The sequence below is a fragment of the Arthrobacter sp. Y3224198 genome, from assembly GCF_059090025.1.
In genome coordinates, this window is the sequence record NZ_JBNHFG010000015.1 from 56,919 (window position 1) to 66,888 (window position 9,970).

Sequence of the window (9,970 nt, forward strand, 5' to 3'; positions counted from 1 at the left end):
GCCGCCGAACGGCAGCATGCTTAGTCCATCCTATGCAATTCCGCTAAGGCGCCAACATTTGGCCTTATTCATCCAACATTTCAGGAGTGACACTCGATTCGGTACCCGGAATGCCCAATTCCACGGCACGTTTGTCCGCCATCGCCAGCAGTCGGCGGATCCGGCCGGCAATGGCGTCCTTGGTCATGGGCGGTTCAGCCAGGTGTCCGAGTTCGTCAAGGCTGGCCTGTTTATGCGCAACGCGCAATTCACCCGCGTAGCGCAGGTGTTCGGGAACGTCTTCCCCGAGGATTTCCAGGGCGCGCTCCACCCGTGCTCCGGCCGCAACTGCGGCCTGCGCGGAGCGGCGGAGGTTGGCGTCGTCGAAGTTCGCGAGCCGGTTGGCCGTGGCCCGGACCTCCTTGCGCATGCGGCGCTCCTCCCAGACCATCAGCGCATCGTGTGCGCCCATGCGGGTCAGGAGCGCGGCAATGGTATCCCCGTCGCGGATGACCACCCGGTCCACGCCGCGCACTTCGCGTGCCTTGGCGGCGATGCCGATGCGGCGGGCGGAGCCGACGAGGGCCAGGGCCGCCTCGGGCCCCGGGCAGGTGACTTCAAGGGAAGACGAGCGTCCGGGCTCGGTGAGCGACCCGTGGGCGAGGAACGCCCCGCGCCAGACCGCTTCGGCGTCCGCGGCGGAACCGTTGACCACTACGGACGGCAGTCCGCGGACGGGGCGGCCGCGGGCATCCAGGAGCCCGGTCTGGCGGGCCAGGGACTCACCGTCCCTGACCACGCGCACCACGTAGCGGTTGCCGCGGCGCAGCCCCCCGCCGGAGACCACAATGATGTCGCTGGCATGTCCGTAGACCTCGGCGATGGCCGAACGGAGCCTGCGGGCCGTGGAGGCGAGGTCCACCTCGGCCTCGATCACGATGCGTCCGGAAATAATGTGCAGTCCCCCGGCAAAACGCAGCATTGCCGACACTTCGGCCTTGCGGACCGAGGACTTTTTCACGTCCAACCGTGACAGTTCCTCTTTTACAGCTGCGGTCAACGCCACAAAAACACTCCTAGTTCTCCCCAAAAATATCGTGGAAGGCGGTTGCGAGGCGGAGCGGATCATGGATCGGACGCCCCGTCGCTGTCCCCACCTTACCGAAGACGGCGCGGCCGCCCAGTTCGGCCACCGCGTCCTCAAAGGCCGCCCGGTCGCCGGCCACTGACGGATCCGCCAGCACCACATCCACTTTGAACTCCGGCGCATAGCGGCGGATCACCGCCAGATGGTCAACCGCGCTCATGCCTGCGGTTTCCTTGGTCTCATTGCTGAGGTTCATGGTCAGGCACCGCTTGGCTGCGGTGGCGCACAGGGCCTCACGCAGCTGCGGAAGCATCAGGTGCGGCAGGACGGACGTGTACCAGGACCCCGGCCCCAGGACCACCCAGTCGGCACGCTCAATGGCTTCCACTGCGGCCGGGCAGGCGGGGGCGTCGTTTGGCAGCAGGCGGACGTCCTTCACATTGCTGCGGGCCCCGGCGGCCGCGAGCCGGGCCTGGCCGCTGACGGTTTCCAGCAGCTCTCCCCTGGCCGTGCGGCGGATGACATCGCCTTCGATGGTCAGCGGCAGCGTGGACATGGGCAGCACCTGGCCGCGGGCGCCCAGCAGCGCGCCGGCCCACTGCAGCCCGGCCACCGGGTCTCCCAGCAGCTCCCAGAGGGTGACAATCAGGAGGTTGCCCAGCGCGTGGTCATCCAGCGACCCTTCGACCCCGGGCTGCGAACGGAACCGGTGCTGCATCACGTCGCGCCAGGTCCGGCCCCAGTCGGTATCGTCGCAGAGCGCGGCCAGCGCCATCCGCAGGTCTCCCGGCGGCAGGACACCCAGTTCACGGCGCAGGCGGCCGGAGGACCCGCCGTCGTCGGCAACGGTCACGACGGCGGTGAGGTCGGTGGTGAGCAGGCGCAGTGCGGAGAGCGAGGCGGAAAGGCCGTGGCCACCGCCGAGGGCTACCACTGATCCTGCCGAACCCGCACTGCCCCGTCCGCCCTTCCCCTCGGGAACGAGGGGCAGCGGTCCGGTCAGGAAGGACATTATTCGCGCCCCAGATCCCGGTGGTGGGCGCTGACCGTGACGCGGGGCAGCTGGGCGAGGCGCTTGGCCAGCTCCTCAGTGACGGCAACGGAACGGTGCTTGCCGCCGGTGCAGCCCACGGCAATGGTGGCGTAATGCTTGTTCTCGCGGCGGTACCCGTCAATGACGGGCTCCAGGGCTTCAACGTAGCGGTCCAGGAATTCCGCCGTGCCCTTGGCATCCAGGACGTAGTCGCGGACGTCGTCGTCGAGTCCGGTGTGCGGGCGCAGCTGCGGAACCCAGTGCGGGTTGGGAATGAAGCGCACATCGGCCACGTAGTTCGCGTCCACCGGCAGGCCGTACTTGAAGCCGAAACTCATCACGTTCAGGCGCAGCACAATGGGGCCGGACTCGGTGAAGAGCTCGGTGACCGTGGTGGCCAGGGCATGCACGTTGAGCTTGGAGGTATCCACGACCACGTCGGAGGAGTCCCGGAGTTCCTGAAGCACTTCCCGCTCGACGGCAATCCCGTCCAGGATGCTGCCGTCGTCCTGCAGCGGGTGGGGGCGCCGGCCCTGTTCAAAGCGCCGGACCAGGGTGGAGTCGTCGGCGTCGAGGAACAGCAGCCGGTAGGTGACGCCGGCGGCCCGCAGGTTGCGCAGGGCTTCGCGGATGTCCTGGAAGAGTTCCTTGCTGCGGACATCGATCACCACGGCAAGCTTCGGAATCGACTGCGGCATGCGCGAGACGAGTTCGGTGAGGGTGCCCAGCATCATCGGAGGCAGGTTCTCCACCACGTACCAGCCATGGTCCTCCAGGGCATTGGCCGCGGTGCTGCGCCCGGCACCGGACATACCCGTAACAACGAGCAGTTCCGACTCCTCAGGCTTGACTACGGTCAAGCCGTCCTCTTGCGTCATTGCTGTGATCCCATCCTGATTGCCGTGCGTGAAAGAACCGGGTCCGGTCCCGCGAGACGCCGGTTTCCAAGCGTAGCTAAGTTTCCAGGATTTCGCCGGTGGCCATGTTGACGGCAGGAGCCCCCGCATTATCCTTATCGGCCAGCCGGCTGCGCAGGTTAGCGGCCATGGCGGGGCCGATGCCCGGCACCTCGCACAGCTCCTCTTCGGAGGCGGCACGCAGCTTCTTTACCGAGCCGAAGTGCTTAAGCAGTGCCTGCCGCTTGGCAGGTCCCAGCCCGGGCACGTCGTCCAGGAGCGAGGCGGTCATGGACTTTCCGCGCTTCTGCCGGTGGAAGGTGATGGCGAAGCGGTGTGCTTCATCGCGGATGCGCTGGAGCAGGAAGAGGGCTTCGGAGGCACGCGGAAGGATGACCGGGAAGTCGCTGTCCGGAACCCACACTTCCTCCAGCCGCTTGGCCAGGCCCACCACCTGCACATCGGTGATGCCCAGGTCCGCCAGGGCCTTGGAAGCCGCGGCCACCTGCGGCTGGCCGCCGTCCACCACCACCAGGTTGGGCGGGTAGGCGAACTTCGCCTTCGGCGCCGGAGTCAGGGTGTCGGTCAGCGGCCGGACATCGGTATCGGCGCCGCCGGCGCGCTCGTCGGGGAGTTTGGACGGGGCCTCCGGGTCCGCGGCCGGGTCGGCGTTTTCGGCCAGGTAGTTGCGGAAGCGGCGGGAGATCACGTCATACATGGACGCCGTATCGTCCCGGGCCGCATCGCCGGTGATGGAGAACTTGCGGTAGTCGGATTTCTTGGGGAGCCCGTCTTCGGCCACAACCATGGAAGCCACCACGTTGGTGCCCTGGACGTGGGAGATGTCGTAGCACTCGATCCGCAGCGGCGGCGAGTCAAGGTCCAGGGCTTCCTGCAGTTCCTGCAGGGCTGCGGAGCGGGTGGTGATATCCCCGGCGCGGCGGCTCTTGTGCAGGCGCAGGGCGTCCGCGGCGTTGCGGGCCACGGTCTCCATCAGTGCCTTCTTGTCCCCGCGCATGGGTACGCGGATGTCCACCCGGGTGCCGCGGAGTCCGTGCAGCCACTCGGCGAGTTCGTCCGCGTTGGGCGGCAGGACCGGCACCAGGACCTGGCGCGGAATGCGGTCCGTGGAATTGGCTTCGCCGTAGACCTGCTGGATCAGGTGCTCCACCAGGTCCGCGGTGTCGTTGTCCTCGACCTTTTCCACCACCCAGCCGCGCTGGCCGCGGATGCGGCCGCCGCGGACATGGAAGACCTGGGCTGAGGCCTCGAGTTCGTCTTCCTCCAAAGCGAAGATGTCGGCGTCGGTGTCTTCGCTGAGCACCACGTTGTTGCGCTCAAAGACTTTTCGCAGGGCAACGATGTCGTCGCGCAGCCGGGCAGCGGATTCGTAGTCGAGTTCCGCAACCGCGGCCTGCATTTCCTTTTCCAGCCCGGAGATGAAGCGCTTGCCCTCCCCCGCCATGAAGTCGCAGAGCTCGGCGGCCAGCTGCCGGTGGTCTTCGGGGCTGATCCGGCCCACGCACGGTGCCGAGCACTTATCGATGTAGCCGAGCAGGCACGGCCGGCCCGTGCGTTCGGCACGCTTGAACACCCCGCTGCTGCAGGTGCGCACCGGGAAGACGCGCAGGAGGGTGTCCAGGGTTTCGCGGATGGCTTTGGCCGGATAGAACGGTCCGAAGTAGCGGGTGTCCTTGCGGCGGTCTCCGCGCATCACCTGGGCGCGGGGATACTTCTCCCCCATGGTGACGGCCAGATAGGGGTAGGACTTGTCGTCCCGGAACATGATGTTGAACCGGGGATTGAATTCCTTGATCCAGGTGTACTCGAGCTGCAGCGCCTCGAGTTCGGTGCCCACCACCGTCCATTCAACGCCGGCGGCAGTGTGCACCATGGCCCGCGTCTTGGGCATCAGGCCGCGCGGGTTGGCGAAATAGGAGTTCAGGCGGGACCGGAGGTTCTTGGCCTTGCCTACGTAGATGACCCGGCCGTGCTCGTCCCGGAAACGGTATACGCCCGGGGCCGTGGGGATCTCCCCTGTTTTCGGCCGGTAGGTTGCTGGATCTGCCACTTTTCCATCCTACGTTCGCCCGGAGCAGCGGCCGGACGCGGCGCCGCGGTTTCGCGCCGCGCTGAACCGGCCTGACTCCCGGCGGAGCGGGTCCGGCTATCCCTCGGGCCGGTTCCGGTTGTAGCTCTCGGACCGCTGCTGGCCGCTGAGCTCAGCGATGGCGTCCATGACCCGGTCCGTGGCCTGGCGGCGGGCCGGCAGTGCGTGGTCCGGGCCGGTCTTCTGGAAGTACAGAGGGGAGCCGACCTTCAGGCTGAAGTGCCCGGGCTTGACGGTCTTTTTGCCTGCCGGCTGCAGGTTCTCGGTGCCGATCAGTCCCACCGGCACCACGGGGGCGCCGGAGGTCAGTGCCAGCCAGCCCACGCCGGTGCGGCCGCGGTACAGCAGGCCGTCACGCGAGCGGGTGCCCTCCGGGTAGATGCCCACGCCGCCACCGTCCTCGAGGATGTCCAGCAGGGTCTTGAGAGCTGCGACACTGGCCGCCTGCTGGTCGCGCTGAACGGGAATGGAGCCGACGCCCTCGAAGAAGCTCTTCATGGCGTAGCCCTTCAGGCCGGTGCCGGTGAAGTATTCCGCCTTGGCGAAAAACCCGACCCGCCGCGGCAGCAAGGCCTGCACCAGCACGCTGTCCAGGAAGGACAAATGGTTGCAGGCAACAATAAAGGGACCGCTGGTGGGAACGTTTTCCAGACCCGTGATGGTGGGCCGGCACAGGCCGGCCACGAGTCCGCGGATGCTGGTACGGGTGAGGTTATACAGCGCCATGGACTGCCGATCCGTTCTCGGCGGACCGCAGCACGGCGGCAACCAGTTCTTCCGCGGAATCCACCACGGTGCAGGCACCCGCTTCTTCCAGTTCGCCGGGGGCGGCGAACCCCCAGGACACCCCGATGCAGCCCAACCCGTTGGCCCGGGCGCCTTCGACATCGTGGCGCCGGTCGCCGATCATCACGGCGCGGTCGTACGCACCGGCATGCCGGTCCAGGGCGGTCCGGATGATGCTGCGCTTCCCGTCCTTGCGTGCTTCGGTTTCATCCGCCGGGGATCCGTGCACGGTGGCGAACAGGTCCCCCATGCCCTGGACGTCCAGCAGATCAACGGCCAGCGGTTCGGGTTTCTGGGTGGCCACGGCCACGGTATGCGTCCCGCCCAGCCGGACCACCGCCTCGCGGATGCCCGGATACGGGCGGCTCTGCGCCATCCCGGTGGCACGGTAGCCGGCGCGGTAATGCGCAATCACCTCGTCCAGGCGGTCTTCGGGCACGCCTGCGATGTCCCGCAGCGACGTCACCAGCGCCGGGCCGACCATCTGCTGCTGGTCCGCCGCGGACGGGACTGCAAACCCGCAGGCGGCCAAAGCGGCACTGATACCGCCGGTGATGGCACCGGCGGGGTCCACCAAGGTTCCATCCAAATCAAAGAGCACCAAGAGCCGGGGAGAAGTCACGGCCCAAGTTTGGCACAGGAATGCGGGCTAAGGGAAAAAGATATTCCTGCCCCAGAATATGTCGCGTCAAATATATTCCGCTGCCCTGCTTAACCGGACCGCCCCCTGCTCCGGACCGTCGGAAACGGGCGGAGCAGGGGGCAGAAGGGCAGGACGGTTACGGGTTCAGGATCTCCGCCAGGAAGGTGGCGGTGTGGGATCCTTCCACCTTGGCCACCTTTTCCGGGGTGCCGGAGGCGACCACCCGGCCGCCGCCGTTACCGCCGTCGGGACCCAGATCGATGATCCAGTCCGCGCTCTTGATCACGTCGAGGTTGTGCTCGATGGTGATGACCGTGTTGCCCTTGTCCACCAGACCCTGCAGCACCTCCAGCAGCTTGCGGACGTCTTCGAAGTGCAGGCCTGTGGTCGGCTCGTCGAGGACGTAGATGCTGCGGCCGTTGGAGCGCTTCTGCAGTTCACTGGCCAGCTTGACGCGCTGGGCCTCGCCGCCGGAGAGCGTGGTGGCTGGCTGTCCCAGCCGCACGTAGCCCAGACCAACGTCGACGAGCGTGTTGAGATGCCGCGAGATGGGTCCGAAAGCGGCAAAGAATTCCGCAGCCTCCTCGATGGGCATGTCCAGCACCTCGGCAATGTTCTTGCCCTTGTAGTGGACCTCCATGGTTTCCCGGTTGAAGCGGGCACCATGGCACACCTCGCACGGGACGTAGACGTCCGGCAGGAAGTTCATTTCGATCTTCAGCGTGCCGTCGCCATGGCAGGCCTCGCAGCGTCCGCCCTTCACATTGAAGGAGAACCGTCCGGGCAGGTAACCGCGGACCTTTGCCTCGTTGGTCTCGGCAAACAGCTTGCGGATGTGGTCCCACACACCGGTGTAGGTGGCCGGGTTGGACCGCGGGGTCCGCCCGATGGGGCTCTGGTCCACGTGGATGACCTTGTCCAGCTGCTCCAGGCCCTCCACCCGGGTGTGCCGGCCGGCCACGTGCTTTGCGCCGTTGAGCTTGTTCGCCATGGTCTTGTAGAGGATGTCATTGATCAGCGTGGACTTGCCCGATCCGCTGACGCCGGTGACCGCCGTGAACACGCCCAGCGGCACGTCCACATTCAGGTTCTGCAGGTTGTTCTCCCGCGCCCCCACAATCTTCAGCTGCCGGGACTTGTCCACCTTGCGGCGCTTGGCCGGGATCTTGATCTTCTTCCGGCCGGACAGGTACGCGCCGGTGATGGAGCGTTCATTGGTCAGCAGGTCCGCCAACGGACCGGAGTGGACCACTTCGCCGCCGCGCTCACCGGCGCCGGGTCCGACGTCGACAATCCAATCCGCTTCGTGGATGGTGTCTTCATCGTGTTCGACCACGATCAGGGTGTTGCCGAGGCTGCGCAGCCGGGTCAGCGTCTCGATCAGGCGCCGGTTGTCCTTCTGGTGCAGGCCGATGGACGGCTCGTCCAGGACGTACAGCACGCCCACCAGGCCGGAACCGATCTGCGTGGCCAGGCGGATACGCTGCGCCTCGCCGCCGGAGAGGGTGGCTGCCGGCCGGTTCAGGCTCAGGTACTCCAGTCCGACGTCGAGCAGGAACTTCAGGCGGGCCTGGATTTCCTTCAACACGTTACTGGCGATCTGTGCTTCGCGGCCGGTGAGGGTCAGGGTGCCCAGGAAGTCGGCGGCCTCACGCAGCGGCAGGGCGCTGATCTCGGCAATGTTGCGCCCGTTGATCAGCACGGAGAGGGAGGCCGGGTTCAGGCGCGCTCCCCCGCACTCGGGGCAGGGGATCTCCCGCATGTACTCTTCGTACCGGTCGCGGGCATGGTCGGATTCGGTTTCCCCGTGCTTGCGGTGGATGTACTGGTTTACGCCTTCAAAACCGGTGCTGTACTTGCGCTCCCGGCCGAAGCGGTTCCGGTACTGGACCACCACCTTGTGGTCCTTGCCGTTGAGGATCGCCTCGCGGGCCTTGGCCGGCAGCTTCTTCCACGGGGTGTCCATGTCGAAGCCCATGTCCTTGGACAGGCCTTCGAGCAGGCGGTTCCAGTATTCCAGGGTGGCGGTGCCCAGTGCCCACGGTGCCACGGCACCTTCGGCCAGGGTCTTGGACGGGTCCGGGATGACCAGGTCCTCGTCCACCTCCAGCCTCGAGCCGATGCCGGTGCAGACAGGGCAGGCGCCGAACGGGTTGTTGAACGAGAAGGACCGCGGTTCGATCTCGTCGATGGCCAGCGGGTGCTCGTTGGGGCAGGCGAGGTTTTCGGAGAAGGCGCGGGTGCGCTCCTCGCTGTCCTCGGGCAGGTCAACGAAGTCCACGACAATCCGGCCGTCCGCCAGGCCGAGGCCGGTCTCCACCGAGTCGGTGAGGCGCTGCCGGATGCCTTCCTTGGCGACGAGCCGGTCCACCACCACTTCGATGTTGTGCTTGATCTGCTTGCCCAGCTTGGGCGGATCGGAGAGCTGGATCTGCTTGCCGTCCACCCGCGCCCGCGAGTAGCCCTTGGCGGCGAGTTCCTTGAACAGGTCCACGAATTCGCCCTTGCGTCCGCGGACCACGGGAGCGAGGATCTGGTAGCGGGTGCCCTCTTCGAGTTCCAGCAGCTGGTCCACAATGGCCTGCGGGGTCTGCCGGGTGACCGGCTCGCCGCACACCGGGCAGAACGGACGGCCGACACGTGCCCAGAGCAGGCGCATGTAGTCGTGGATTTCGGTGATGGTGCCCACCGTTGAGCGCGGGTTCTTGCTGGTGGACTTCTGGTCGATCGAGACCGCAGGCGACAGGCCTTCGATGAAGTCGACGTCGGGCTTGTCCACCTGGCCCAGGAACATCCGCGCATACGCGGACAGGGATTCAACGTAGCGGCGCTGGCCCTCCGCAAAGATGGTGTCGAACGCCAGGGAGGACTTGCCCGAGCCGGAAAGCCCGGTGAAGACGATCATGGCGTCCCGCGGAAGGTCCAGGTCAACGTTGCGGAGGTTGTGCTCCCGCGCCCCTTTCACTACCAGGCGGGAAAGGTCATTGGCAGTATGCGGCGCAAACGTGGTTTCCGCCGTCGTAAGAGTCGATTTAGGCACGTTTTCCACTCTAGTTCACCCGGCGATTCGAAAACGTATTCGAGGAGCCGTGTTTCGCCGCGGGCGAAGAACGGCGGCTACTGCAGGGCGGCTCGCAGGAAGGACACGGCCTCTTCGGCGGAGATCCCGTTGGCCCTGACCGCATCGGCATAGGTGCGTGCTGCCGCGGCCACCCGGCTGCGGCCTGTATCGCTGCCGGCGGCAATGACCGTGCCCGCCCGCGAACGCGTGGTAACCACCTGGGCCTGCTCCAGCTCGCGGTAGGCGCGGGCCACGGTGTTCACCGCCAGGCCAAGGTGCCCGCACCGAGGTCAGCATCCGGCTGGCCATGAACGCGCTGCGGCAGGACCGGACCAGTTTCGTGATTGCGCACCGGCTGTCCACCATCCGCGACGC

At 66.7% G+C, this 9,970-nt stretch carries 8 protein-coding genes; all 8 read right to left on the reverse strand.

Annotated elements, in window-relative coordinates:
• Window positions 1-64: 64 nt before the first annotated feature.
• A complete protein-coding gene (gene whiA, locus AC5RUF_RS10255) occupies window positions 65-1,045 on the reverse strand; it encodes a DNA-binding protein WhiA (protein ID WP_494130499.1) in 981 nt (326 codons plus the stop codon).
• A 10-nt stretch (window positions 1,046-1,055) separates the two neighbouring features.
• Complete coding sequence (locus AC5RUF_RS10260) at window positions 1,056-2,078, reverse strand: gluconeogenesis factor YvcK family protein (RefSeq protein ID WP_494130500.1); 1,023 nt, start codon at window positions 2,076-2,078, stop codon at window positions 1,056-1,058.
• On the reverse strand, window positions 2,078-2,977 hold the full coding sequence (gene rapZ / locus AC5RUF_RS10265; RefSeq protein ID WP_493996879.1) for an RNase adapter RapZ: 900 nt from the start codon (window positions 2,975-2,977) through the stop codon (window positions 2,078-2,080). The genes AC5RUF_RS10260 and rapZ overlap by 1 nt, the downstream gene beginning before the upstream one ends.
• Window positions 2,978-3,053: 76 nt before the next feature.
• Window positions 3,054-5,066 carry an excinuclease ABC subunit UvrC gene (gene uvrC / locus AC5RUF_RS10270; RefSeq protein ID WP_493996878.1) on the reverse strand — a complete coding sequence of 671 codons (2,013 nt, stop codon included), beginning with the start codon at window positions 5,064-5,066 and terminating at the stop codon, window positions 3,054-3,056.
• 96 nt (window positions 5,067-5,162) lie between these two features.
• Window positions 5,163-5,831, reverse strand: a complete 669-nt coding sequence (locus AC5RUF_RS10275) for a lysophospholipid acyltransferase family protein (RefSeq protein ID WP_493996877.1) — start codon at window positions 5,829-5,831, stop codon at window positions 5,163-5,165.
• The gene (locus tag AC5RUF_RS10280) at window positions 5,818-6,513 is read right to left on the reverse strand and encodes an HAD hydrolase-like protein (protein ID WP_494130501.1); all 696 of its coding nucleotides are present in this window, start codon (window positions 6,511-6,513) and stop codon (window positions 5,818-5,820) included. The genes AC5RUF_RS10275 and AC5RUF_RS10280 overlap by 14 nt, the downstream gene beginning before the upstream one ends.
• A gap of 157 nt (window positions 6,514-6,670) precedes the next feature.
• Window positions 6,671-9,574 (reverse strand): excinuclease ABC subunit UvrA, encoded by a 2,904-nt coding sequence (gene uvrA, locus AC5RUF_RS10285; protein ID WP_494130502.1) that lies wholly within the window; start codon window positions 9,572-9,574, stop codon window positions 6,671-6,673.
• A 77-nt stretch (window positions 9,575-9,651) separates the two neighbouring features.
• On the reverse strand, window positions 9,652-9,858 hold the full coding sequence (locus tag AC5RUF_RS10290) for a GntR family transcriptional regulator (protein ID WP_494130503.1): 207 nt from the start codon (window positions 9,856-9,858) through the stop codon (window positions 9,652-9,654).
• Between the last annotated feature and the right edge of the window lie 112 nt (window positions 9,859-9,970).